Raw genomic sequence first — 24,979 nt, 5'->3', positions numbered from 1 at the left:
GTCACGGCATCGACGCCGGCCGCATGAAGCAAGGCAACGGCGAGCCAGCCATGCGGCTCAGTCGATCGGATCGGTGCCTTTTGCCCGGCGGATGCTCGCCTTGAGCGTCTGCTGCAACGCTCGGCGCAGCGCGCTGTAACGACGCAGCGCCTCTTCCATGACGGCAATGCGTACCGAGCCGGCGGCACCGTCCGCGAGCAGCTTCGCCTTCAGCCCCCCGTAGGCGGCCTCCATCGCCGAAGCATAGGTGCCCAGCGACTCCCCGCCGTCGGCCGGCAACAGGTCGCTCTCCACATGGTCGAGCAATGCCGTCGACTCGCGCACGAACGCGTTGTAGACGTCCGTCAGCCCGGTGGCGGTGCTCGTCTGATCCTGCAATGCCGCGGCGGCGACCGCCTGCTCCGCTGCGCTCTCGAAGTAACGCAAACGTCGCAAGGTATCGGCCAGTTGTTCGGCGGCCACCGCCTCCATTGCCACGCGACTCATGCGCTCGGCAAACGACTGACAGACGCTGCCCAGGCGCATCACGGACGCATGCGCCTGCGCCAGCACGCCGGGACTCGTGCCCATGAGCGCGCCACGCACCATATGGCGGCTCATCACCCCAAGTCGCTCGACTTCGCGCTTGAGCGCATCCACGGCCAGTTGCGGCACTTGCAGCACGTTGTCGTCGAGAAACTGCGGTGCGCCTTCGTCCTCTTCGCGTGTCCGGAAGCGTCGCTGTAACCAATGCAACAGCGGCGTGGCGAGCGGAATCATCAGCAGCACACCGAGCACGTTGAACGTCGTATGGAAGATGGCGAGCTTGATGGCGGGATCGGCGGCATAGCCCATCCACGACATGCCGGTAGCAATGGCGCGGATCATCCACGGCAACAGCAGTAGCGCGACGACCGCAGCCACCACGTTGAACGCGACGTGCGCCATCGACGCGCGCCGCGCGTTGGGCGTGGCGCCGATGGCAGCGATCACCGCCGTGACGGTCGTGCCGACGTTCGCGCCGATCACGACCGCCGCCGCCCCCTGCGCGCTCAGCAGACCGTTCTGTGCGGCCGTGAGCGTAATCGCCATGGCCGCCGCCGACGACTGCACGATGCACGTGAGCACGAAGCCGACGACCACTTGCAGCAGCACATCGAGCGGACCATCGCCATCGGGCAGACGGATCATGCCGGCCATGTCGATGAACGCCGATTGCAGCAGCGAAATGCCGAAGAAAAGCAGGCCGAAGCCCGCGAGCGCATTGCCGATGGCGCCGCGCCGGGTGCCCGCGCCTGTCAGACGCATCGCCACACCGACCGCAATCATCGGTAGCGCGAAAGCGTCGATATTGAACTTCAGGCCGATGACCGCGACGATCCACCCCATCATGGTAGAACCGAGGTTGGAGCCGAACATCAGCCAGAGCGCCCCGCCGAGTTTGAGCAGGCCGGCGTTGACGAAGCCGATGGTCGCAATCGTCACGACGGACGAGCTTTGCGTGATGGCCGTGACCAGCACGCCTGAGGCAAACGCCTGCCAGCGCGTACGCGTCGCCCCGGCCAGAATGCGCTCCAGCGCTGGGCCTGCGGCGAGCTTGAGACCGTCGGTCATCATCGCCATACCGATGAGGAAGATGCCGACGCCCCCTGCCAGAATACTGACCGCCTTGACGATTTCACCCATGCGACGCGTTCCCCGGTACGAACGTGGATCGGACGTAAATCGGACGTGGATCGAACTTCGTAAGTCCTGCCGCAGCACCGTCGCAAGTCCGGTCATTTCTGACTGTGCGCAATGCCTGCGTTGCGCACTCAAAAGACCGGCACTCAGCCGTCAGCGCGCAGCAGCCCCCAGCATAACCGGTAAAGCTCGTCTTCGAATTCCGGAGTGCCAAGCAACGGCGAGTCTTCGAGCACCGCCGAGCGCAACGTGCCCATGAAGGCGCGCGTGAGCACGAACACCGTCGCCGACGTGGGTTTGCGCATCTCCGGCGCATCGCGGCGCGCCATCGCCACCGCAATGTGCTCGGCCGCCTCGCGCATCGCCTGCATGATGTTCTCGTGGTGATCCATCTGCCACGCCATCTTGATGAGCGAACGCTTCACGCGCCCGCCCGATGCAAACGCTTCGACCAGCAGGCGAATGCGCTCACGGATGACGCGCTCAGGATCGGCGCCCTCTTCAGCGGCCAGCGCGAGCCGTTCGTTCTGCTCGTCCATCACGCGACGGCGCTCGCGCGCAATCATCGCCAGCAGAATCGCCTCTTTGGTCGGGAAATACTGATACAGCGTGCCGATGGAAAAGCCGGCCTTCTTGGCGATGCGATTGGTCGTGAGCGCCGCCTCGCCTTCTTCGTCGAGAACCTGAGCGGTGGCCTCGAAAATCGTCTCGACGGTGTGCTGCGCGCGCGCCTGCATCGGCCGCTTTCTCATAGTGGACGCGGCATTCGGCGTGGCGGGTGGCTTCGGTGTGGACATAGCGAAAAATCTGAGCGGGAAGCGAGTTGCGGCATGACGCCTGGAAAATGAATAATGCTCACATTCACGACGAAATTCAAGAGACGGCGCTATTGGCGTCACAAGCGTCACTTTGAAGCGAGGTCCGCCATCATGAGCAACGACATTTCCGCCCTGACCGTACGTAAGCTGACCGTCGATCTGGCCAGCGGCTTCGACCGCCATTGGCACAGCGGCGACGCGTACCGCACCATGTACTACAACGCGCTGTCGATGAGTTTTCCCGTCGGCGAGCAGTCGTTCATCGACTCGGTGCGCGACACGATGGACCGTTTGCCGGACGACGCGCGCTACGACCAGTTGCGCGCCGACATCGCGCAGTTCATCGGTCAGGAAGCGACGCATCGCCATCTCCATGGCCAGTACAACGCGCAACTCGCCCGGCAGGGGCTGGTGAATCACTGGGAAAACTGGGCGACCACACGTATCAGTTGGGCGCGACGCCGCAAGCTCTCCCCGATGTACATGCTCGCGATCACCGCCGCGTATGAACACTGCACGGCCATATTCGGCGACGGCGCATTGCGTTACGACCGCTGGCTCGCGAAGGCGGAGCCGAAAATGCGTCTGATGTGGCGCTGGCACGCCGCGGAGGAAACCGAGCACAAGGCCGTGGCGTTCGATCTGTATCGGGCGTTGGGCGGCAGCGAGAGGCAACGCGTGCTGACGTATCTTTACGTGCTGCTCATGTTCGGCCTCGAGAGTCATGCACAGACGATCAACAACCTCTGGCACGACGGCACGCTCTTCAAACCGAAAACGTGGTGGGGATTCGCCACGATGTTTTTCGGGCGCGACGGCGTCATCTGGCGCACCACCGGGCCGATGCTCAAATACCTGCTGCCGTCGTTCCATCCGAATCGTCACGGCGATCCGTCGCTGGCGCAGAACTGGCTCGAAGCCCACAACGCGAGTTGGCGCGCCGTACGCTGATTCGCAGTCATCTCCGGTCGTCATCGCGCTGGCTCTCACGGCCAGCGCCACCCCTCTCCTCCGTCTCCTCCATCTCCTCCGTCTCATCGATCTCCTCTCATTCACGCGCCCCGGCATCGCTCCCATCGCTGCTGCGCAACGCCGTTCCCTCCCCCTACGCAAGTCGTTCAAGCGAGGCAACGCAAGAGGCAAACCGCCCGTGTTAACCCGCGAAGTGTGACGGTAACAACGGAATACCGAGTATCAACGCGGCGTGATATGTCGTTTGCCGCCTGTTGATAATAATGATCACGCCTCATCCTCAACGCAGCACCGATAACCGCGCGATGCGAAGTCAGTGTGTCAATGACTCAGGCGGGCCCCTTGCACTCTTCGGTGAAAAGAGAAATCCAGAGGCACGCACAAACTAAAACGAGACGGAGACACATTCATGAGCAAGGCAGCAGGTTGGCTGCGGGGCGCGCTCGCCCTCGCGGTCTGCGGCGCGGCGGGCGTCGCCAACGCACAATCGAACGTATCGCTCTACGGTCAGGTCGACGCCTGGGTCGGCGCGACCAAAGCCCCGGGCGGCGATCGTGCATGGACGCAGGGCGGCGGCGGCATGTCGACCTCGTACTGGGGGATCAAAGGCTCGGAGGATCTCGGCGACGGCCTCAAGGCCATCTTCACGCTGGAAGACTTCTTCCTGCCGCAAAACGGCAACTACGGCCGCTTCACGGGCGACAGTTTCTTCTCGCGCAACGCCTACGTCGGTCTGCAATCGAACACGCTCGGCACCGTCACGATGGGCCGGCTCACCACGTCGTATTTCGTCTCGACGATTCTGTTCAACCCGTTCGTCGACTCCTATACGTTCAGCCCGATGGTCTATCACACGTTCCTCGGCCTCGCGGGTCAGGGGATCGTCGGCGACTCCGGCTGGAACAACGCGGTGATGTACGCCACCCCCGACTACAAGGGTCTCGGCGCGAGCGTCTCGTACGCGTTCGGCAACAAGGCCGGCGAAGGCGGACAGAACAAGTGGAGTGCGGCGGCAATGTACTTCCACGGCCCGCTCGCGGCCACCCTCGCATATCAGCAGGTCAAATTCGATTCGACGCCCAACGATCAGGCCGGTATCGCCGGCTTTCGTAATCAGCAGGCCCTGCAAGCGGGTCTGACGTACGACTTCAAGGTGGTCAAGTTCTTCGGTCAGTATCAGTACATCAAGAACACGATCACGGGCGGCAATCTGACGTCCAACGGCGGCCAGCTCGGTTTTACCGTGCCTTTGGGCGGCGGCAACGTGATGGCGTCCTATGCTTATACGAAGAATTCGGGCGCCGACAACCGTAGCCGCAATACCTGGGCCGTCGGCTACGACTACAGCCTGTCCAAGCGCACCGATGTGTACACCGCCTACCTGAACGACAAGGTTTCCGGGCTCGACGCCGGGAATACTTTCGGGGTGGGCATGCGCATGAAGTTCTGACAAACTCGCCTCACAAACTCGGTGGCAAGGGCTCGCGCGCAGTACAATGCGCGCGCGCCCGCTGCACACGGACAATGGCATAACAAAGCCACAAGGAGAGCACGTTGCTGACCAAATTCTTCAAACTCGAGGAGCATGGCTCCAATGTACGAACGGAAATGGTGGCGGGTCTCACGACCTTCCTGACCATGTCGTACATCATCTTCGTCAACCCCAACATTCTCGGCACGACGGGCATGGACAAGAGCGCCGTGTTCGTGGCGACCTGTCTTGCGGCCGCCATCGGCTCGGTGGTGATGGCCTTCGTCGCCAACTACCCGATCGGTATGGCGCCGGGCATGGGGCTGAACGCCTTCTTCGCCTTCACGGTCGTGGGCGCGATGGGCTACACGTGGCAACAGGCGCTGGGGGCGGTGTTCATTTCCGGCTGTCTGTTCATCATCCTGACGGTCACGGGGGTGCGATCCTGGCTGATTGCCGGGGTACCCAAATCGTTACGATGCGCCATCGCCGCAGGTATCGGCCTGTTCCTCGCGATCATCGCGCTGGGTAACGCCGGCGTGGTCGTGGCCAATCCGGCCACCAAGATCGGTCTGGGCGACCTCCACTCGCCGCAGGCACTGCTGGCGATCTTCGGCTTCTTCCTGATTGCCGTGCTCGACGCGCTGCGGGTTCGCGGCGCCATCCTGATCGGGATTCTGGTGGTGACGGTGCTCTCGATGGTGCTGGGCCTGAACCAGTTCCAGGGCGTGTTCGCCATGCCGCCGAGCCTCGCGCCGACGTTCCTGCAACTCGATATTCCGGGTGCCCTGCACGCCGGTTTCGTTCACGTGATCCTGGCGTTCGTGCTGGTCGAAGTGTTCGACGCGACGGGCACCCTCATGGGAGTGGCCAAGCGCGCCGGTCTGCTCGAAGGCACGCACTACAAGGGGCTGGGCCGTGCGCTCTTCGCCGATTCGATCGCCATCTTCATCGGTTCGCTGTTGGGCACGAGCAGCACCACGGCCTACGTCGAAAGCGCTTCGGGCGTGCAGGCCGGCGGCCGCACCGGCCTCACGGCGCTGACGATTGCCGCGCTGTTCATCCTCGCGCTGTTCATCGCCCCGCTGGCAGGCTCGGTCCCGGCGTACGCCGCTGCACCGGCGCTGTTGTATGTCGCCGGCCTGATGCTGCGCGAACTGCTCGACGTCGAATGGGACGACATCACGGAAGCCACCCCGGCTGCACTGACCGCGCTGGCCATGCCGTTCACGTACTCGATCGCCACGGGTCTGGCGTTCGGCTTCATCTCGTACGCCGTGCTGAAGTTGTTCACGGGCCGCGCGAAGGACGTGCATCCGGCAGCATGGGTGATCGCAGTGCTCTTCGTGTTGAAGTACATCTTCTTCCCGGGCTGATCGTTCGTTACCGGTTGCGGCCGGTAGAGACATCACCTGTGTGATATGCGCGACAAAAAGGCCCGCCGGGGAATTTCCCGGCGGGCCTTTTCGTTGACACCGTCCAATGCGATTGGGACCGATGACTGCGCCGCTATCTCGCGATCATGACTTCGCCGCCGAGATCAGCGCCGCCAGACTGGCGCGATGCTTGCCCTCGACGTCGAAGTTATCCGGCGAGAGCCATTGCTCGAAGCCACGGCTGATGGCAGGCCATTCGCTGTCGATGATCGAGAACCACGCGGTATCGCGGCTACGGCCCTTGTAGACGATGGCCTGACGGAAGATGCCCTCGAACGTGAAGCCATAGCGGGCTGCCGCACGGCGCGACGGCGCGTTCAGCGCATCGCACTTCCACTCGTAGCGGCGATAGCCCAACTCGTCGAACGCGCGACGCATCAGCAGATACTGCGCCTCGGTGCCCGCGCGCGTGCGCTTGAGCAACGGCGAGTAGGCCACGTGCCCCACCTCGACGACGCCGTTCGCGGGATCGATACGCATGAGCGAGAGCGTGCCCACCGCCTTGCCCGTCTCCAGATCGATCACTGCGTGATGCAACGGGTCGGTCGATGCCGCGAGCTTCGTCGCATACGCGTAATAGCTGTCGAAGTCCGGGAACGGGCCGCCGCCCATGTAGGTCCAGTCGCGACCTTCGGCAGCCAAGGCATACGCCTCGAAGAGATCCTTCGCGTGACGCTCGACGTCGACCGGTTCCAGGCGGCAGTAACGCCCGGCGATCGGCGTGCGCGGCGGCTGCGAACGCGGCGTCCAGTCAGGCAGCGGCGGGCCGACCGGCTGGTCGAATTCGTTGAAATGCGGGGCGTCCGTCATGTCTGTCTCATCTCCGGCAAGTGACTGGGTATTGTGCTGATGCTCAAGTTATCGTGTCAGTGGTACGATTAAAAGCACCATCACCGGCAAATCTCTTGGTGCCATGACATCCCAGCCCCCTGCCCGTTCCGAGGCCGTCGCGCCCGCCTCCGAAAACGTTGCCGCCCTGTTCGACACACCGCTCGCCACCGGTCCCGGGCGCAACACCTCGCTCCAGAAGCAACTGCTCTCGCGCCTGAAGCACGCCATTCTCGAAGGGCGTCTGCCCGCCGGCGCACGACTGCCGGCCTCTCGCACGCTCGCGGAAGATCTCGCCGTCTCCCGCAACACGGTGTCCATCGTCTACGACCAGCTCGCTGCCGAGGGCTTCATCGTCCCGCATCGGTTGGGCACGCGTGTCGCGCAGTTGTCGCTCGATCCACACATTGCCGCACAGGCCGCGAAGGCCCTCGGGCAGAAGGCGCTGGCCGAAGCGGCAGCAGCGGCCGCAGCAGAGGATGTCAGCCCACCGCTCGCCTCTCGTCGTATCCAGCGTCTGCCCGCCACGCGCCATGCAGCACGCGCCGACGAGACGCCGCTGCCCTTCACGCCCGGCGTGCCCGCACTCACGCGCTTTCCCGCGAGCACATGGCGGCGCACGCTCGAACGCGTGATGCGTGAAGCGCAGCCGCGTCACTATCACTACGGCGATCCGCTCGGCGAGCCGGCGTTGCGCGAAGCGATTGCCGGCCATCTGCGTATCTCGCGCGGCGTGCGGTGCGATGCGTCGCAGGTCGTCATTACGGAAGGTGCGCACGAAGCGTTGATCCTGTGCGTGCGGTTGCTCACGGACCCGGGCGACACCGTGTGGATGGAAGACCCCGGTTACCGTGGCGCGAAGGCGGCCTTTCATTCGAGCGATGTGCGTCTGCACGCGCTGCGCGTCGATGACGAAGGCATCGTGATTCCCGAGGGTCTCTGGGAGCGCTCGCCCCCGAAACTGGTGTACGTAACGCCATCGCATCAGTATCCGCTCGGCAGCGTGCTGTCCGCGTCGCGCCGACTCGATCTGATCGCGCAGGCGGGGCGTCACGGCGCGTGGATTCTGGAAGACGATTACGACAGCGAATTCCGGCATCAGGGCGAGCCGATTGCGGCCATGCAAGGGATGGTGCCGGATGCGCCCGTGGTCTACGTCGGCACGTTCAGCAAAACAATGTTCCCGGCGCTGCGTCTGGGTTTTCTGATTCTGCCGACCGCGCTCGCCACGCAGGCGCGCGACGCACTCGACGAACTGCTGCGCGGCGGTCATCGCTTCGAGCAACTCGCGCTGGCGGACTTCATTCGCAGCGGGCAGTTCGCACGCCATCTCGGACGGATGCGACGGTTGTACCGGGAGCGTCAGGCGGCGTTGCGCGATGCGCTGGCCGCGCATTTCGACCCCGCGTACGCAGTGATCGGCGAGCGTTGCGGGCTGCATCTGACCGTGCGGCTCGATCCCGCGTTTCCGGACAAGGCGATCGTGGCGGCGGCGCAGCGCGAAGGCATTGGCCCTCGCGCGCTGTCGAGCTTTGCGCTCGATCCGCAACCCGCCGATAACGGGCTGGTGATCGGCTACGGGGATACGGATGCGTCCCGCATCCCCGGTCTGATCAAGCGGCTCGCGGCGATTGTCGCGGCGGCCCGATCGACATCATCGGATTGAGTTAAGGGTTCCGCGACAGCAGACAAATCGTCGCGCCCGTGTCCGAGCAGAAACATCCCGGCGGCGGACTTTCGCACTTGGCCGGCACGACGCGCGGCACCGGCGTAGATTCGGCTGCCTTGACCATTGCCACCGGGGACAAGAGCACTAACGACGTCGCCGAGATCCACCCGGCTCGCATCATCCAACTCATCTTCATTGCAGACTCCAGAAAGGTTTCCGATCCCTGCGCGAGTCATGTCTCGCACAGCGTTCATTCACTTCATACTGCAAGTCGATTTAAGACCTGCCGGAGAGAAGCCACTTTCAGGAATGGTTCACGCGCCGCCGATGAGGGAACTTTCCCCAAAGACATCGCGCGACGGCGCCGTTCGGCCGGTCGCGCGAAGGAAGCCATGCGTCAGGAAGACGTTGCGGGGCGTGCCGGTTTGCCCGACGACTCGCTGTCGTGAGCGTGCGCGACGGGCGCGTTGCGTGACATCCAGAACGTCAGCAGGACAGCGGTAATCGCGGCCATGGCGGCGCACAGATACACCTCGGCGTAACCATACGCACCGACGATCAGTCCGGCGACGGGGCCGGTCACGCCCAGCGCAACATCGAGAAACACCGAGTAGGCACCCAGTGCTGCGCCGCGATTTTGCGCCGGCACGAGATTGACGGCCGCCACACCCAGCGACGGGAACACCAGCGAGAAGCCCGCCCCCGAGAGCGCCGCGCCGAGGAGTGCGGTGAAGCCGGTCGGCGCAATGCCGAGCACGATCAGGCCGAACGCTTCGAGGGCGAACGACGTCATGGCGACACGGTAGCCGCCGAAACGGCCGATGCTGCTGCCCAGCAGCAGACGCACGCCCATGAAGCACAGACCGAACGCGGTCAGCGCCAGTGCGGCGTTGTCCCAATGATGGCTGGCGTAGTAGAGCGTGATGAAGGTCGAGATGGCGCCGAAACCGATGGAGCCGAGGGCCAGCCCCATGCCGAACGGCAACACCCGGCCGAGCACCGCGCGAAACGCCAGACGCTCACCGTGAATCACGGGCGTCGCACGCTTCAGGCGGGCGAGCAGCAATCCGACGATGCCTGCCAACGCCACTGCGCCACCGACGGCCTCGATACCGTACGCGTTGCTGAGCGCCACACCCAGCGGTGCGCCGAGCGCAAGCGCGCCATACGTCGCCACACCGTTCCACGAGATGACCCGCGCCGTGTGCGACGGTCCGACTTGCCCGATGCCCCACATGATCGCGCCCGTCGACACCCAGCTCTCACCGAAGCCCAGCACCAGACGCCCCGCGATCAACGCGAGCAACGCCAGCCAGGGCACACCGGAGAACACGCCACCGAGTGCCACGAGCAACCCGGAAGCGCCGCATGCCACCAATCCGCAAAGGACCGTGCGCTTCGGCCCCCAGGCGTCGGCGGTGCGTCCGGCATAGGGACGCGAGAGCAACGTCGCGAGATATTGCACGCTGATCGCCAGACCGGCGATCACGGAGCTGTACGCCAGATCCACGTGGACGAACGACGGCAGCACGGCGAGCGGCAGACCGATCGTCAGATAGCAGAGAAACGTGAAGAACACGGTGGAGACGATCTGCAACGTCGTGGCGAACTGGCCGTTCGCGGGGCGGGTGTCGGTAGGCATTGCGCAGGAGATCAGGAATCGACGAAACCCCAGGACGCGACAACCCGCACGACGGGCAAGCATGCGTGCGGGCTGACTCAATCCTAGGGTTTTCCCGGATCATACGCCGTTTTGCGCGTTTTGTGTAAACGCTTAAAAGATGTCGGACAAGTCACATCGAGCGACATCGGGAGATGGCTGTCATCTTGCCGGGAAAATCGCCGCCGAGCCCCGCCCGGCGGACGATTCACCGCAGACAGACGAGTTCAGCGGCCGACCTCGGCGAGCGATTTGAGGCTGACTGACAACATGGCAAGGTCGGCGTTACCCGCCGCCACCTGATCGGCCAGCACGCGGTGATAACGTGCAAGGGCTTCCGTATGCGTCTTCTGCCAGTTCGCGACCAGCCGGTCCGCCGGGCGCATGCCGTCGCTGTCAGCCACATCGCCGGCCGGGCCCTTCTCCGCCTTCCTCCCTGCCCGGCCGTCTTCGAGCACGCTCGCCGTCAGCCGTCGCCGCAACACCGACAACTCTTCGAGCAGCGTGGCGCGTGCCAGCCGCTGCCAGTGCGTCTGCATCGGCAAACCGAGCACGCCGGTCTGCAACCAGCCGTAGCCGAGCGGCGCGTCCAGCGCAAAGTACACCTGTGCGGCCAGCGCCGGTTCGCACCCGGTCGTGCTCGCGACCTCGGCAATGTCGAGCAACGCGACCCGCGCCCCGATCCCCGCCGCCGTTTGCGCCAACTGCGGTGGCACCCCCGCGTCGATCATGGTCTGGCTCTGGGTGCTGGCCGCTTCCAACGCTTCACCACTGACCAACGTATCGAGCGTGGGCAGGAGCGGATCGAGCACATTGCGCAGACGCTCGACCGTCTGCGGCACGTCGGTCAGACGGCGCCGCAGGAACCACAGCGTCGCTTGCTCGTGCCACTGCGCCACTGCCGCGAAAAGCGACGCCTGCGTCTCATGCGAGACCCGCGCGTCGAGCGCGTCGATCTCGAGCCACAGCGCGTCGAGCCCATAGGCTCCGCGCGCCGCGAGACTCGCGCGCACCACGTCCGCCGCCTCAGCCCCGGTCTCCTCGCTCAGCCGATGCACGAACGTCACCCCCGCCCGGTTGACGAGCGCGTTGGCGTGCATCGTCGCGAGGATTTCCCGCTTGAGCGGGTGACGCAACATCGCCGCGCCGCACCGGCTCGCCAACGGCGTAGGGAAGTACGACGGCAATCCGTCGGCAACGAACTCGGCGTCGGGCAAATCGCTGGCGAGCAGCACGTCGTAGAGCCACATCTTGCTATACGCCATGAGCACCGCGCGCTCGGGCGACGTCAGCCCCGTGCCCGCCGCGCGACGGGCATCGAGTCCTTCGTCGTCGGGCAGGAATTCGATGGCCCGCGACAGCCGCTGCGCGCGTTCCAGATACCGCATGAAGCGCGCGTCGCCGTCGAGCGCCGCTGCCGAGCGCAGACGTCCCAGCGACAAGGCCTGGGTTTGCAGATAGTTGTCGCGCAGGACCAGCGTGCCGACTTCCTCCGTCATTTCCGCGAGCAACGTATTGCGCTGCTTGAGCGTCATCTCGCCATCGGTGACGACCAGTCCCAGCAGAATCTTGATGTTCACTTCGTGATCGGAACAATCGACGCCGGCCGAGTTATCGATGGCGTCCGTATTGATGCGACCACCGTGCTGCGCGTACTCGATGCGCCCGAGCTGCGTCAGTCCTAGGTTGCCGCCCTCCGCCACGACTTTGCAACGCAACTCTGCGCCGTTCACGCGCAGGCCGTCGTTCGCGCGGTCCCCAACTTGCGCATGCGTCTCGGTACTCGCCTTCACATAGGTGCCGATGCCGCCGTTGTACAGCAGGTCGACGGGGGCCGTGAGCAGCGCACGCAGCAGGTCGGTCGGCGCCATCTCGCTGGCGTCCACGCCGAGCCATTCGCGGATCTGCGGCGACAGCGCAATGGCCTTTGCCGTACGCGGAAAAATGCCGCCGCCGGGCGAAATCAGTTTGGCGTCGTAGTCGGCCCAGCTCGAACGGGGCAACTGGAACAGACGCTCGCGCTCCGCGAACGACGTTGCCGCGTCCGGCGTCGGATCCAGGAAGATGTGACGATGATCGAAGGCCGCCAGGAGCCGGATGTGCTTCGACAACAGCATGCCGTTGCCGAACACGTCCCCCGACATGTCGCCGACACCCACGACCGTGAAGTCCTGCGTTTGCGTATCGACGCCCATCTCGCTGAAATGCCGCTTGACCGATTCCCACGCACCACGCGCCGTGATCGCCATCTTCTTGTGGTCGTAGCCGACGGAGCCGCCTGACGCGAAGGCGTCGCCCAACCAGAACCCGTACTCTGCGGAGATCGCGTTGGCGTAGTCCGAAAAAGTGGCCGTGCCCTTGTCGGCGGCGACGACCAGATACGGATCGTCGCCATCGATGCGCACGGTCTGCGGCGGGGGCACCAGCCGACCGTCGACGTAGTTGTCCGTCAGATCCAGCAACCCGCGCAGGAACGTCTGGTAGCACGCCACGCCCTCGGCCAGATAGGCATCGCGATCTGCCGGCGACGGCGGCTGCTTGACCACGAAGCCGCCCTTCGAACCGACCGGCACGATCACCGTGTTCTTGACCATCTGCGCCTTCACCAGCCCCAGCACTTCGGTACGGAAGTCCTCGCGACGGTCAGACCAGCGCAGGCCGCCGCGCGCGACCCGTCCCCCGCGCAGGTGCACGCCCTCGACGCGCGGCGAGTACACCCAGATCTCGAACATCGGTTTCGGCTCGGGCAGCCCCGGCACCTTCGACGGATCGAACTTGAACGACAGATACGTCTTCTGCGAAGGCTGCGTGGCGCCATCCTTGGAAGCGACGTCCTTTGCCGTCTGGAAATAGTTGGTTCGCAGCGTCGCCTCGAACACGCCGAGGAATTGACGCAGGATGCGGTCTTCGTCGAGATTGGGAACGTCTTCGAGTGCGGCGTGGATTTGCGTACGTAACTGATCGGCACGCGACTCACGGACGTCCGCAGCCAGCGAGGGATCGAAGCGCGCGAGGAAAAGCCGCACGAGCATGCCCGCAATCGCGGGGTTCCCCGTCAGCGCGTTCTCGATGTACGCATTGCTGAAGGTCGAACCGACTTGCCGTATGTACTTTGCGTACGCTCGCAGAATGCGTACCTCGCGCCAAGTCAGGCCGGCTTGCAGCACGAGACGGTTGAGATCGTCGTTCTCGACGTCGCCGGCCCAGATTCGCGCGAAGGCGTCTTCGAAGCGCGAGCGTGCGTGCTCCAGATCGACGTCCGCCCCGTCGAGGCTCGTCATGCCGAAGTCGTGCATCCACACCACGCCGGTGTCGGCCGGCTCGATGCGGTAGGGACGCTCATCGTTCACGCGCACGCCGAGATGTTCGAGCATCGGCAGACTGCGTGAGAGGGCAATCGGCTCGCCTGCCTGATAAATCTTGAAACGCAACGTGCCGAGGGCCGCTTCCAGCGGGCGATAAAGTTGCATGGCAAGCGCCGTCGCCTCCGAAGGCCCGGCGGTGCCTGACGTCGCCGCCTGCGGCGTTTGTCCTGCCGCGCTCAGCAACGGCTCGATGAGTTCGACGTCACGCACGGCCACGCGTGCTGCGTAATCCTCGCGATACCCCGCAGGGAACGCCTGTGCGTAGCGGCGTAGTGCCCGCGTACCGCGTTCCTCTCCCAGTTGTTCGCGTAGCGCGTCGGACAGATCGTCCTGCCAGCGCCGCGCCGTCTCGACGATCCGCGCTTCGAGTTCGGTGACGTCGACATCGGGCACATGACCCGGTTCGGTGCGCACGGTGATGTGAATGCGCGCGAGCATCGATTCCGACAGCAACGGCGTGAATTCGACGCTGGTGCCGTGATAGGCGGCGAGCAGCAGGTTCTGCACGCGAATGCGCAGATCGGTGTTGAATTTCTCGCGCGGCACGAACACGAGGCACGACACATAGCGGTCGAAGCGATCGCGTCGCACGAACAGCCGCGTGCGTTGGCGTTCCTGCAAGCGCAGAATGCCCAGCGCGATATCGGCGAGCTGATGGGCGTCGATCTGGAAAAGTTCGTCGCGCGGATATTGTTCGAGGATAGTGACGAGCGTCTTGGCCAGATGCCCGTTCGGCAGGAAGCCGGTATGGCCGATCACCTCGGCCACCTTGCGGCGCACCAGCGGAATCTCGTCGGCCGGCACCATGTAGACGGTAGACGTATACAGCCCGAGAAAACGCCGCTCGCCGCAGACGTTGCCTTGCGCGTCGAAGCGTTTGACGCCGACGTAGTCGAGATAGCCGGGGCGATGGACGCTCGCGCGCGAGTTCGCCTTCGTCAGGAAGATCGGCGCGCTCGCCTGAACGATGCCGATGGCGCCCGGCGAGAGGCGCGTCACATCGGGCGTGCTGGCGTCGCGCCGGGATTCCCTCAGCACACCGAGGCCGGTGCCGTTGACCCCTTGCAGGTAATGCGCCCCGTCGCGCTCGACCAGTTCGTAATCGCGATACCCCAGGAACGTGAAGTGGCGGGCGAGCATCCAGTCGAGGAACGCCTGCGCTTCGTCGATCTCTTCGCGCTCCTGCGTGGTCACGCCTTTTTGCGCGGCGCGCTGGGTGAGCGACTCGATGGCAGCGTGCGCGGCGGCCTGCATCGCGCGCCAGTCCTCGACGGCGGCCCGTACGTCGCCGAGCACGCGTTGCAGGCCGTCGACCAGCGCCTGTATGCGCTCGGGCTCCGAAAACCGGTCGACTTCGATGTGGATATACGATTCGAAGCGGCTGCCGTCGTCAGCGGGCGCCGGGCGCTCTTGTGCCGTAGCGCTGCCGTTCACACTACCGTTTTCGGCACCGCTTTCGGCACCATTTCCGCCACCATTTCCATTACCGACGTTGCTGCTGCCGGGCGCAACGCTCAGGCGCTTGCCTGCCGCATCGCGTCGCACGCGATAGACCGGATGGAACGCCGAATGCAGCGCCAGCCCTTGCCGGTTGATTTCCATCGTCACCGAATCGACGAGGAACGGCATGTCGTCGTTGACGATCTCGACCACGGTATGGCTGCAATGCCAGCCGTGCTGATCGAGGGTGGGGTTGTAGATTCGGATACGCGGCTCGCCGGAGACGAACTTCTGGCCGAGTTGCCAGTGCGCCATCGCCGCGCCATAAAGATCGGCAACACTGCGCGACACGACATCCTCGGCGTCGGCCAGACCGTAGTAATGCTGGACGAAGGGCTCGAACAGGGCGGCCACGCCGGGCGCGCGCTCACGGGCCATCGTGACGACTTCCGCCATGTGCTGGCGGACTTTCTCTTCCGGGTTCGCGGGCATGGGCACCTCTGCGGAAATGGACGAGACGGCGACCGGCCGACGACCGGCCCGTCGATGAGAAAGGACAGGCAAAAGACGTGCAAGCGGCAAGCAGAGCCATGCTACGCCCGGCGGCCCCGGACTGGCAACGGCGCAATCCCTGAGATCGGGTATGCTGGGCCGTCCGAGCGTACCGGCGTCCGACCGTGCCGAGACCGTACCGATATGCGCCCTCCGCCCGAAACCCGTCCACCGGCGCCGCTGGAGCCACCGGAGCCACTGGACATACCCGGTATAATCGCGCATGAACTCAAAAGCCACCGATTCGCGCAACGACAGCGCCCCGTCGTCCTCCGCTGCGACCACGACGACGCCCTTCTCGAACCTGCCGCTCTCGCCTGCCATGCAGGAGAACCTCGCACGGCTCGGTTACGTCTCGATGACGCCCATCCAGCAGGCGTCGCTCCCGGACATTCTCAACGGTCACGACATCATCGCGCAGGCCAAGACCGGCAGCGGCAAGACCGCCGCGTTCTCGCTGGGCCTGCTCCAGCGTGTCGACGCCCGCGATTTCGCCGTTCAGGCCGCCGTGCTCTGCCCCACCCGCGAACTCGCCGAGCAGGTCGCGCAGGAAGTGCGCCGCATCGCGCGCGCCGAGGACAACATCAAGGTCCTCACGCTGTGCGGCGGCGCCCCGCTGCGACCGCAGGCCGAGAGCCTTGCGCACGGCGCCCACGTGATCGTGGGCACGCCCGGGCGCATCATGGATCACCTCGATCGCGGCACGCTCTCGCTCACCGGCATCAAGACGCTGGTGCTCGACGAGGCCGATCGCATGCTCGACATGGGCTTTTTCGACGACATCGCCACCGTCGCCCGCCAGACGCCCGCGTCGCGCCAGACGCTGCTGTTCTCCGCCACGTACCCCGAAGGCATCGGCAAGCTAGCACAGCGCCTGCTGAAAACGCCGCGTGAAATCCGTCTGGAAGAGAAGCACGACGCCAGCAAGATTCGCCAGCGCTTCTATGAAGTCCGCGACGAAGAACGCCTGCACGCCGTGGGGCAGTTGCTCGATCATTTCCGCCCGGTGAGCACCATCGCGTTCTGCAACACGCGCGCACAGTGCAACGACCTGACCGACGTGCTGCGTGCCGAAGGTTTCCACGCGCTGACGCTGCACGGCGATCTGGAGCAACGCGAGCGCGACATGGTGCTGATCCAGTTCGCGAACCGCAGTTGCTCGGTGCTGGTGGCCACGGACGTGGCCGCGCGCGGGCTCGACATCGCGCAGCTCGAAGCGGTCATCAACGTGGACGTCACGCCCGACCCCGAGGTGTACGTGCACCGCATCGGCCGCACGGGCCGTGCCGACGAAGACGGCTGGGCGTTCAGCCTGGCGACGATGGACGAGATGGGCCGCGTCGGCAACATCGAAGCAGCCATGGGCGGCGAAGTCCAATGGCACAAGCTCGCCGAGCTGACGCCCTCGGGCAGCGGCCACCTGCTCCCGCCGATGGTGACGATTCAGATGCTGGGCGGCAAGAAGGACAAGATTCGTCCGGGCGACGTGCTCGGCGCGCTCACGGGCGAAGCCGGGTTCGCCGCCGCGCAGATCGGCAAGATCAACGTGATGGAAAACTTCACGTATATTGCCGTGGATCGCGACATCGCCCCGGTGGCGTTGCGCAAGTTGTCAGATGGACGCGTCAAGGGCCGCAAGGTCAAGGTAAGATTCCTTCAGGATTGATTGCCGGGGCTCGCGCGAGCCGCGCCGAGCCCACCCCATCCCTGCCGGATGTCCCCCTGAGCGCCATGCGCCACTAGGAGGCTGCAATGAGGTCACTGCGTACCCTGTTGTTCTTCCCTGCGGCGTGGCGCCGGGCACTGATCGGCGCGGCGGCCATCGCACTGGCCGCTTGCAGCACCAAGGGCGTCGCGCCCAACCCCGCCCTCACCGAAGACACGCTCGACGAGTACGCCATCGTCATCGTCGGCCTCGATACGCCATTGCAAAGCACCTGGGGTCCGTGGAATTTCTCGGACTTCAACCAGACGGTCAACGGCATCATCGGCGGCAAGATCACCCGAACCCTCAACAGCAATCCGCCCACGCGCGGCTATCTCGCCATGCGTGTCTCGCCGCTCATGCGCAACGAGCGCTTCGGTCCGATGGAGTTCACGCCGCCCGACAACAGCTATCGCTTCCGCTATTGCAAGGGGCGCAAGGTGCCGACGGTTCAGGTCAAGCGCGGGGATGTGATCTACGCGGGCACGCTCGTGCTCGACAGTCGCGACGGCAAACTCTGGCTGCGCACCGAGTTCGACATGGCGGGCGCGCGCCGCTTCGTGCAGGCGAACTATCCGTCGCTCGCCGACAAGCTCCAGCCACAGCCGTTCACGTATTACGAAGTGAAGAGCGAACCGGGTTGCCGGTAAGTCCCGGATGCCCTGGCTCACGCCGATGAGCGCCGCCGGCGCGGCATCACGGCATGCGAGGCGAAAGCCGGCCCATCGGGAGTCCGTCCGGGTTCAACCCGCCTGCGCCTCGTCGCTCGGCGTGAGCACGATCTCGCGCCCCTCGCACAAGGTGTCGGCGCGTTCGCTCAGTTCGTTCGCGACGTCGGACAAATGACGCCGCAGCGTATCGGCCAGCACCGACTCCGGGGCGTGCGCCGGGCGCAGCATCTCGACCGTAAACTCGATGGCCGGCGAGACCCGGTACAAACGCTGCGCCTGCACATGCGCACTCGCTGCGGTGAACTGATCGAGTAGTGCGTAGCCCAGCCCATGCTCGACGAGCGCCGCCGCGAGCGAATACGTCTGCACCATCAGCTCGGCGTCTTGCAGCAGTTCCGTCTGATCCAGACGCTCGTTGATCAATGCGCCCAGCGGCGTGTCGTCGTGCAGCTTGATGAGATCGCGACCGACAAGCGCGTCGGCGCTGGCGGGCCCGCGCCGCGAAAGCTTGGGCCACGAGGCGGGCACGGCGAGCACGATGTGCCCCTGCGCCACGGGGCGGCTCACGATACCGGCCGCCATTGGCGGCGCAGACACGATACCGACGTCGACCGAGGACGTCAGGATCGCGGTGATCGTCTCGCTCGTGTGATGGGTGATGAGTTCGAAGACCACGTCGGGATGCGCCCGGCGCATGCGTTCGATGGCCGCCGGCAGCAGGCTCTGCGCAAGACTCGGCGTGACGGCGATGCGCAGATGACCCACACCGTGCTGACGCAGATTGCGCGACGTGGTCCGCAACCGCTCCAGATCCGTGAAGATACGCTCGACGTCGGGGTACAGGCGCCGGGCTTCCGCCGTGGGCACGAGACGTCCCTTGATGCGATCGAAGAGCTTGAAGCCGAGCTGCTGCTCGGCATGCTGCAACACGCGGGAGACGACCGGTTGCGAGACGTTGAGCAATTGCGCCGCGCCGCTGGCCGAACCGGTCAGCACCACCGCGCGAAATGTCTCGATATGCCGCAATTTCATGCCTGACGTGATCTCCCTGTCTTCGATGCCCGGATCGGCAGCACGGCCGATCCTATAGCCAAAAGACATATGCTGCCTCAAATCTGCATAGGTTGCCGAATTTTCTCCCCCTACACTGCGTAGCAAAGGGCGGGAGAAAAAGGACCTTGGAAGGGACCACAGAAGGGACGGCAGCCACCGCCCTCCGCAAATTTTTTCCTGCCTTGCGTTCCCTTGCGTTTTTCGTTGTTATCTATCTCATGCACATTGGAGTTATCGGCGCGGGCATCGTCGGCCTTGCCAGCGCGTATCAGCTGATTCGCGCGGGTCATGACGTCACGGTGATCGACGCCGGACGCGGTCCCGGCCTCGGCACCAGCTTCGCCAACGGCGGCCAGTTGAGCTACGGCTACGTGTCGCCGCTCGCCGCCCCTGGCGTGCTCTCGCAACTGCCGTCGCTGCTGTTCTCACGCACGGGACCGTTGCGCATCAAGCCGTCGCTCGACCCGGATTTCTGGCGCTGGTCGGTCGAGTTCGTCAAGCACTGCAATGCCGGCGCGAATGCCAGTTCCACGCTGCGTCTGCTCTCGCTCGGGCTGCACAGCCGCGAGGTGATGCTGGAATTTCTGGCGCAGGAATCTCAGGCGTCGGCCGCGTTCGCGTACCGTCTGAGCGGCAAGCTGGTGGTGTATCGCGACGCCGCCAAGCTCGCTGCGGCCGAGCGCTCGCTGGAGCTTGCCAACGGGCTCGGCTACCCGCAGCGCCGGGTCGACGCGGCGACGTGCGCCACGCTCGAACCCGCGCTGGGCAAGATTGCAGGCGAGCTGGCCGGCGGCATCTACACCCCGGGCGAAGGCACCGGCGACTGCCAGATGCTTTGTAACGAGCTGGCGCGCATCGTCACCGCGTCTGGACGCGGCACGCTGCGCCTCGAACAGGAAGTGACCGGGTTCGACGTGCGCGGCAACACCGTGCAGGCGGTTCGCACACGCACTGGCGACATCCCGGTGGACGCCTGCGTCGTCGCCAACGGTCTGGGCGCCGTGCCGTTGTTGCGTGACGTTGGCGAGCCGGTGTCGATGTACCCGCTCAAGGGTTACAGCCTGACGTATCGCGACGCGCCGTCGGACGCCCGCCCGCAGGTTTCCGTGACGGATGCCGACAACAAGGTCGTCTACGCGAGTCTCGGCGACCGTCTGCGCGTGGCGGGCATTGCCGATCTGGTCGGGTACGAAAAGGGCATCGCGGCGCACCGCATCAGCGCGCTGCGTACGCTGTCCGCCGGACTGTTTCCGTCGTTGCGCGGCACGCCGGCGCCGCTCGAATGGACCGGCATGCGCCCGTCAACGCCGCATGGGCGGCCGGTGCTGGGGCGCGCGGACAAGCTGGGGAATCTGTGGCTGAACGTCGGCCACGGCGGTTTGGGTTTCACGTTGTCGATGGGGGCTGCACGCGCCATCGCCGACGCCATCGACGGCAAGCGTCCCGCCGTCGATCTGACAGGGTTTGCCCGTCTGGCCGCGTAAGCGTCGGCATTCGACCATGTCGGGGCACTCGGGCACACGGTCGGCGTTGCGAGACGCCGGGCCGCACGCGAGGCATCAGTGGCACGACGCCCACGGGGAACGATGGGGCGTGTCGGGTTGTATCAGTGTTTTACATTCACCTCCGATAGGACAAGAGACCATGAAGAAGCTGTTTGCTCCCCTGCTGCTCGTCAGCGCCGCCGCCGCCCTGTTCGCGCAAGCCGCGAGTGCAGAGGAACTGACCGGCACGCTCAAGAAGATCAAGGACACCGGCGTGATCGCCCTCGGCGTGCGCGAGTCCTCGATTCCGTTCTCGTACTCCGATAACGGCGGAAAGACCATCGGCTACTCGCAGGAAATCGCGCTGAAGATCGTCGATGCCGTCAAGAAAGAGCTGAAGACGCCGAACCTCAAAGTGACGGAAACGCCGATCACGTCGCAAAACCGCATCGTGCTCATGCAGAACGGCACGATCGATCTGGAATGCGGCTCGACCACCCACACGTTCGATCGCGCCAAGCAGGTCGGCTTCTCGCACAACATCTTCCTCTACTCGATCAAGATGATCGCCAAGACGGGCTCGGGCATCACCGACCTGAACAGCCTGAAGGGCAAGACCATCGCGACGACGGCCGGCACTACCGCCGACCGCATTCTCTCGGGCAAGAAGGGTGAAGTCGGCTTCAACCTGATTCAGACGAAGGAACACTCGGACGGCTTCCTGACCGTCAAGCAGGGCCGTGCCGTCGCGTTCGTGATGGACGAGCCGCTGCTCTACGGTCAGCGCGCCGCCTTGTCGGCAGACGACGCCAAGGGCTATGAAATCGTCGGCCCGAACCTCCAGTTCGAAAACTACGCCTGCATGATGCGCAAAGATGACCCGGCATTCACGAAGGTCGTGGACACGGTCATCGCCGACATGGAGAAGTCGGGCGAGATGGAGAAGCTGTACAACAAGTGGTTCACGCAGCCGGTGCCGCCGAAGAATCAGAACATGAACTATCCGATGACGCCGGAAATGCGCGCCATGTTCAAGGACCCGATCACGAAGGCTTACGACTGATCCTGACGGACTGACCGTTGTGCGGGGACCACGGTCCCTGCACCGGACGATCCCGTTTTTTGCCGTTTCCTCAGATTCCCCCCTCATGAACTCGCACGCCACGCTCGGCATCCTCGGCGGCATGGGCCCCGCCGCTGGCATCGACCTCTGCCGCAAGATCGTCGACCAGCACCCCGCCAACCGCGATCAGGATCACATCCCGTTCATCCTGTATTCGGTCCCGCAGATTCCCGACCGCACCGAAGCGCTGCTGCGCGACGGCGCTTCGCCCCTCGACGGCATGCTCGATGGCGTGCATGCGCTGGAGCAATCCGGCGTAGGCTGCATCGCGATTGCCTGCAATACCGCTCACGCGTGGCTCGACGCACTGCGTCATCGCACCCGTCTGCCCATGCTCGACGTGGTCGAAGCGGTCGCCGGCGAACTGTCGACCTGCGTCGCGCCCGGCGCCCCGATTGGTCTGATGGCCACGGAGGGCACGCATCACGCCAACGTCTACCGGCCCCGGCTCGAAGCGCTGGGCTACCGTTTCGTCAGCCCGAGCGAGCCGCTGGCCCACCAGGCGCTCGTCAACGAAGGCATTCGCCTGACCAAGGCCGGAGAAATTCGCCGCGGCGGTGAAGCCCTCGCAATGGCGCTGGAACAACTCCTTGCCGCCGGTGCGCAGCGCGTAATCCTCGGCTGCACGGAAATCCCGGTCGCGCTGGCGACGCTCGATTCACCGCTCGCGCGCTTCGGTCTGGATGCGTCCGCCGCGCTGGCCCGCGCCTGCATCGCCTGGTCGCTCGCACATGAAGTGCAGACACACGGCTGAGCGGGAACTCGCCACGCGCGAATCCTCAATTTCCTGATTTCTCATTTTCCCGACACCTCTCTCATCTGCCGCGAATCGCCGGCCCCCAAGGGCAGCGCGCGGCAGCGTCGGCCGACCATGAATGTTGCGATGTTGCATCGCAATGACAAAATCCACGATTGCTGCCCCCTCAAGTCGCTCCGGCTTGGGTAGACTGGCGCACGCAAGTTGATCGCGCCGGTGAAAATACCGGCGGCATGGAGGTGTTCCGGGCGGACGATGTTGACCGAACTTCGGTCAAACGCCACCGGCCATGCAGGAAAAAATCCCGATTGTCTTGTAGGAAAAAATCCAACACGGGAAATCCGTTGGAAAGCGGCGTGAAACGGGGATTGAGGCCATCAAAATCGCTGGCGTCTTTAGCTATAATGGCCCACAATCCATCGGACACCTGCCGGACCACGGTCCGGCCATGAGCGCGTTTGCCTTAACGGGGAAGCACATGAGCGGCAGCGCGCTCGACGTGATGCATGCACAGACAACAACAATGAGTTCAGATCGACTCCCAGCCGGTGTGCCTTTGGTCGAGCCTTCGACCCTGGCATCGGCAATCGCCGAGGCCAACGCCACGGCGCCGGCCCCGGCATTGTCCCGGGCGCTGGTCGAGCTGACCGGCGGACTTTCGGCACATGTTGCAGCCGATGGCCGTTTCCTTTTCATTGCCGAAGCCTCCCTGCGTCTGCTTGAGTACTCGCGTGAGTACATCGACCATGCCACGCTCTTCGAGCTGACTGGCATCGAAGACGTTCCCTTGTTGCAGGATGCGTTTTCCGCCGCCCAGACCCTCGGTCCCCAGCAGTGCACGGTACGCCTGCTGCGCGGTCTGACCGACCGTGTCTGGATGCGCCTTCGCATTGCCCAGTACACCCCCCGCATCGGCAGCGCCTCCAGCGCCACGTTCCTCGTGCACGGCGAAGACATCACCGCGTTCAAGGAAAACGAAGCGCGTCTGTCCGACCTGGCGGTGCGCGATGCGGTAACGGGTCTCGGGAATCGTCAATATATTCAGCAGTGCATCGTCGAGACGATTCAGCACGCGCGTGAAGGCGGCCCGAACTTCGCCGTCGCCCTGCTCGATCTGGACGGCTTCAAGAAGGTCAACGACTCGCTCGGTCACGACGTGGGCGACCAGTTGCTGCGCGACGCCGGCCAACGCCTGATCGCGCAGATTCGCGAGACGGACATGGCCGCGCGCATGGGCGGCGACGAATTTGTCCTGGTACTGCCCGGTTGCGATAACGAACAGGCGCTCGGCGGCATCATGAAGCGACTGCTCTCGGCGGTTCAACAGCCGTTTCAGGTCGGCGATCAACTGCTGCACCTGACGACGAGCATCGGCGTGTCGTTCTACCCGCAGCACGGCGACTCCGCCGGCCTGCTGATCAAGCACGCCGACGCCGCCATGTACTGCGCCAAGGATCGCGGCCGCAACGGTCTGTTCGTCTACACGGACGATCTGGGCGATTTGCACCGCAAGGCGTTTTCGCTGGAATCGGCGATGTTCGAGGCCATTCACAACGGTGAATTCAGCCTGCATTACCAGCCGATCTGCGATCCGATTTCGCTGAACGTGAAGGGTGTCGAGGCGCTGATGCGCTGGCATCCGGCACTCGGTCCGGTCTCACCGGCCGAATTCATTCCGCTGGCCGAGGCCAACGGTCTGATCAATTTGCTGGGCGGCTGGGCGTTACGCGCCGCATGCATGCAGCTCGCGCGCTGGGATCGCACCCGGCTCGACGGGATCTACATGTCGGTCAACGTCTCGGCACAACAGTTTCACCATCCGTCTTTCCCGAGCCTCGTGTGGCAGGCGATCGCCGACTCCGGCGTGGAAGGTCACCGGCTGGTGCTCGAAATTACCGAAAGCGTGCTCATGCGCGACCCGGAGCAGGCCAATCTGGTGCTGCGCGAGTTGCAGACGCTGGGCGTGCGTTTCGCCGTCGACGACTTCGGTGCGGGCTATTCGAGTCTGGGATACCTCAAGCGTTTCCCGCTCTCGGCGCTCAAGATCGACCGCAGCTTCGTCAAAGACATGCCCACGTCACCGAACGACCGTACGATCGTCACGGCAGTTCTGGGACTGGCACGCGAGCTGGGTCTGTCGGCAGTCGCCGAAGGGGTCGAGACGGAAGAACAACGGCAGATGCTGATCGATCGCGGCTGCCATTCCATCCAGGGCTGGCTGGTGTCGAAGGCCTTGCCTGCGGGAGAACTGGAGGCGGCCTTTGCGAGCGGGCGTCTCAACGTGGATGCCGGCCACTGACCGGACAACCCCGC

Annotated in this window: 17 protein-coding genes; 11 read left to right on the top strand and 6 right to left on the bottom strand. The window is 64.7% G+C overall.

Going from position 1 to position 24,979, the window contains the following annotated elements; all coding sequences use genetic code 11:
- Positions 1–57: 57 nt before the first annotated feature.
- Both A9762_RS25775 and A9762_RS25770 read right to left on the bottom strand, forming a co-directional pair.
- Complete coding sequence (locus tag A9762_RS25775; RefSeq protein WP_069344811.1) at positions 58–1,665, bottom strand: Na/Pi cotransporter family protein; 1,608 nt, start codon at positions 1,663–1,665, stop codon at positions 58–60.
- Between the two features lie 143 nt (positions 1,666–1,808).
- On the bottom strand, positions 1,809–2,414 hold the full coding sequence (locus tag A9762_RS25770) for a TetR/AcrR family transcriptional regulator (protein ID WP_240493717.1): 606 nt from the start codon (positions 2,412–2,414) through the stop codon (positions 1,809–1,811).
- 177 nt (positions 2,415–2,591) lie between these two features.
- Between A9762_RS25770 and A9762_RS25765 the strand changes: the two genes are divergently transcribed.
- From A9762_RS25765 to A9762_RS25755, 3 genes are all read left to right on the top strand, one after another.
- Positions 2,592–3,431, top strand: coding sequence for a metal-dependent hydrolase (locus tag A9762_RS25765; RefSeq protein ID WP_069344853.1), 840 nt, complete (start codon positions 2,592–2,594; stop codon positions 3,429–3,431).
- A 430-nt stretch (positions 3,432–3,861) separates the two neighbouring features.
- Positions 3,862–4,902: a porin gene (locus A9762_RS25760; RefSeq protein ID WP_069344809.1), complete on the top strand. Its 1,041-nt coding sequence runs from the start codon at positions 3,862–3,864 to the stop codon at positions 4,900–4,902.
- A 104-nt stretch (positions 4,903–5,006) separates the two neighbouring features.
- Positions 5,007–6,299 carry an NCS2 family permease gene (locus tag A9762_RS25755; protein ID WP_069344808.1) on the top strand — a complete coding sequence of 431 codons (1,293 nt, stop codon included), beginning with the start codon at positions 5,007–5,009 and terminating at the stop codon, positions 6,297–6,299.
- A 144-nt stretch (positions 6,300–6,443) separates the two neighbouring features.
- On the opposite strand, the gene A9762_RS25750 is transcribed toward A9762_RS25755, so the two are convergent.
- Entirely contained in the window at positions 6,444–7,169 is a 726-nt protein-coding gene (locus A9762_RS25750; protein ID WP_069344807.1) for a GNAT family N-acetyltransferase, read from the bottom strand.
- Positions 7,170–7,272: 103 nt separating this feature from the next.
- On the opposite strand from A9762_RS25750, the gene A9762_RS25745 reads away from it, so the two are divergent.
- Complete coding sequence (locus tag A9762_RS25745) at positions 7,273–8,853, top strand: PLP-dependent aminotransferase family protein (protein WP_069344806.1); 1,581 nt, start codon at positions 7,273–7,275, stop codon at positions 8,851–8,853.
- 38 nt (positions 8,854–8,891) lie between these two features.
- Complete coding sequence (locus tag A9762_RS28735) at positions 8,892–9,305, top strand: hypothetical protein (protein WP_139133405.1); 414 nt, start codon at positions 8,892–8,894, stop codon at positions 9,303–9,305.
- Here A9762_RS28735 and A9762_RS25735 read toward each other — a convergent pair.
- Together A9762_RS25735 and A9762_RS25730 are read right to left on the bottom strand one after the other, a co-directional pair.
- Positions 9,254–10,498, bottom strand: a complete 1,245-nt coding sequence (locus A9762_RS25735; RefSeq protein ID WP_069344804.1) for an MFS transporter — start codon at positions 10,496–10,498, stop codon at positions 9,254–9,256. The genes A9762_RS28735 and A9762_RS25735 overlap by 52 nt on opposite strands.
- A gap of 245 nt (positions 10,499–10,743) precedes the next feature.
- On the bottom strand, positions 10,744–15,813 hold the full coding sequence (locus A9762_RS25730; protein ID WP_069344803.1) for an NAD-glutamate dehydrogenase: 5,070 nt from the start codon (positions 15,811–15,813) through the stop codon (positions 10,744–10,746).
- 283 nt (positions 15,814–16,096) lie between these two features.
- Here A9762_RS25730 and dbpA point away from each other — a divergent pair, with 283 nt between their 5' ends.
- Together dbpA and A9762_RS25720 are read left to right on the top strand one after the other, a co-directional pair.
- A complete protein-coding gene (dbpA, locus tag A9762_RS25725) occupies positions 16,097–17,539 on the top strand; it encodes an ATP-dependent RNA helicase DbpA (RefSeq protein WP_069344802.1) in 1,443 nt (480 codons plus the stop codon).
- Between the two features lie 86 nt (positions 17,540–17,625).
- On the top strand, positions 17,626–18,228 hold the full coding sequence (locus A9762_RS25720; protein WP_069344801.1) for a hypothetical protein: 603 nt from the start codon (positions 17,626–17,628) through the stop codon (positions 18,226–18,228).
- A 93-nt stretch (positions 18,229–18,321) separates the two neighbouring features.
- Here the strand turns inward: A9762_RS25720 and A9762_RS25715 are convergent, their stop codons facing one another.
- Positions 18,322–19,350 carry a LysR family transcriptional regulator gene (locus A9762_RS25715; RefSeq protein ID WP_069344800.1) on the bottom strand — a complete coding sequence of 343 codons (1,029 nt, stop codon included), beginning with the start codon at positions 19,348–19,350 and terminating at the stop codon, positions 18,322–18,324.
- A gap of 170 nt (positions 19,351–19,520) precedes the next feature.
- Here A9762_RS25715 and A9762_RS25710 point away from each other — a divergent pair, with 170 nt between their 5' ends.
- From A9762_RS25710 to A9762_RS25695, 4 genes are all read left to right on the top strand, one after another.
- Entirely contained in the window at positions 19,521–20,786 is a 1,266-nt protein-coding gene (locus tag A9762_RS25710; RefSeq protein ID WP_069344799.1) for a D-amino acid dehydrogenase, read from the top strand.
- A gap of 160 nt (positions 20,787–20,946) precedes the next feature.
- Positions 20,947–21,849: a transporter substrate-binding domain-containing protein gene (locus tag A9762_RS25705; RefSeq protein WP_069344798.1), complete on the top strand. Its 903-nt coding sequence runs from the start codon at positions 20,947–20,949 to the stop codon at positions 21,847–21,849.
- Between the two features lie 85 nt (positions 21,850–21,934).
- On the top strand, positions 21,935–22,663 hold the full coding sequence (locus A9762_RS25700) for an aspartate/glutamate racemase family protein (protein WP_069344797.1): 729 nt from the start codon (positions 21,935–21,937) through the stop codon (positions 22,661–22,663).
- Positions 22,664–23,222: 559 nt separating this feature from the next.
- Positions 23,223–24,965 (top strand): bifunctional diguanylate cyclase/phosphodiesterase, encoded by a 1,743-nt coding sequence (locus A9762_RS25695; RefSeq protein ID WP_206093622.1) that lies wholly within the window; start codon positions 23,223–23,225, stop codon positions 24,963–24,965.
- The last annotated feature ends 14 nt before the right edge of the window (positions 24,966–24,979 follow it).

It is taken from the genome of Pandoraea sp. ISTKB (genome assembly GCF_001721285.1).
Classification (GTDB): domain Bacteria; phylum Pseudomonadota; class Gammaproteobacteria; order Burkholderiales; family Burkholderiaceae; genus Pandoraea; species Pandoraea capi.
This window is presented reverse-complemented; position numbering and strand designations above follow the sequence as displayed.

Excerpts from the sequence above, each read along its gene's own strand:
- A9762_RS25710 (WP_069344799.1), top strand. The coding sequence starts at position 19,521 with ATGCACATTGGAGTTATCGGCGCGGGCATCGTCGGCCTTGCCAGCGCG.
- A9762_RS25705 (WP_069344798.1), top strand. The coding sequence starts at position 20,947 with ATGAAGAAGCTGTTTGCTCCCCTGCTGCTCGTCAGCGCCGCCGCCGCC.
- A9762_RS25700 (WP_069344797.1), top strand. The coding sequence starts at position 21,935 with ATGAACTCGCACGCCACGCTCGGCATCCTCGGCGGCATGGGCCCCGCC.
- A9762_RS25750 (WP_069344807.1), bottom strand. The coding sequence starts at position 7,169 with ATGACGGACGCCCCGCATTTCAACGAATTCGACCAGCCGGTCGGCCCG.
- A9762_RS25770 (WP_240493717.1), bottom strand. The coding sequence starts at position 2,414 with ATGAGAAAGCGGCCGATGCAGGCGCGCGCGCAGCACACCGTCGAGACG.
- A9762_RS25720 (WP_069344801.1), top strand. The coding sequence starts at position 17,626 with ATGAGGTCACTGCGTACCCTGTTGTTCTTCCCTGCGGCGTGGCGCCGG.
- A9762_RS25715 (WP_069344800.1), bottom strand. The coding sequence starts at position 19,350 with ATGTCTTTTGGCTATAGGATCGGCCGTGCTGCCGATCCGGGCATCGAA.
- A9762_RS25760 (WP_069344809.1), top strand. The coding sequence starts at position 3,862 with ATGAGCAAGGCAGCAGGTTGGCTGCGGGGCGCGCTCGCCCTCGCGGTC.
- A9762_RS25745 (WP_069344806.1), top strand. The coding sequence starts at position 7,273 with ATGACATCCCAGCCCCCTGCCCGTTCCGAGGCCGTCGCGCCCGCCTCC.
- A9762_RS25775 (WP_069344811.1), bottom strand. The coding sequence starts at position 1,665 with ATGGGTGAAATCGTCAAGGCGGTCAGTATTCTGGCAGGGGGCGTCGGC.
- A9762_RS25730 (WP_069344803.1), bottom strand. The coding sequence starts at position 15,813 with ATGCCCGCGAACCCGGAAGAGAAAGTCCGCCAGCACATGGCGGAAGTC.
- dbpA (WP_069344802.1), top strand. The coding sequence starts at position 16,097 with ATGAACTCAAAAGCCACCGATTCGCGCAACGACAGCGCCCCGTCGTCC.
- A9762_RS25735 (WP_069344804.1), bottom strand. The coding sequence starts at position 10,498 with ATGCCTACCGACACCCGCCCCGCGAACGGCCAGTTCGCCACGACGTTG.
- A9762_RS25765 (WP_069344853.1), top strand. The coding sequence starts at position 2,592 with ATGAGCAACGACATTTCCGCCCTGACCGTACGTAAGCTGACCGTCGAT.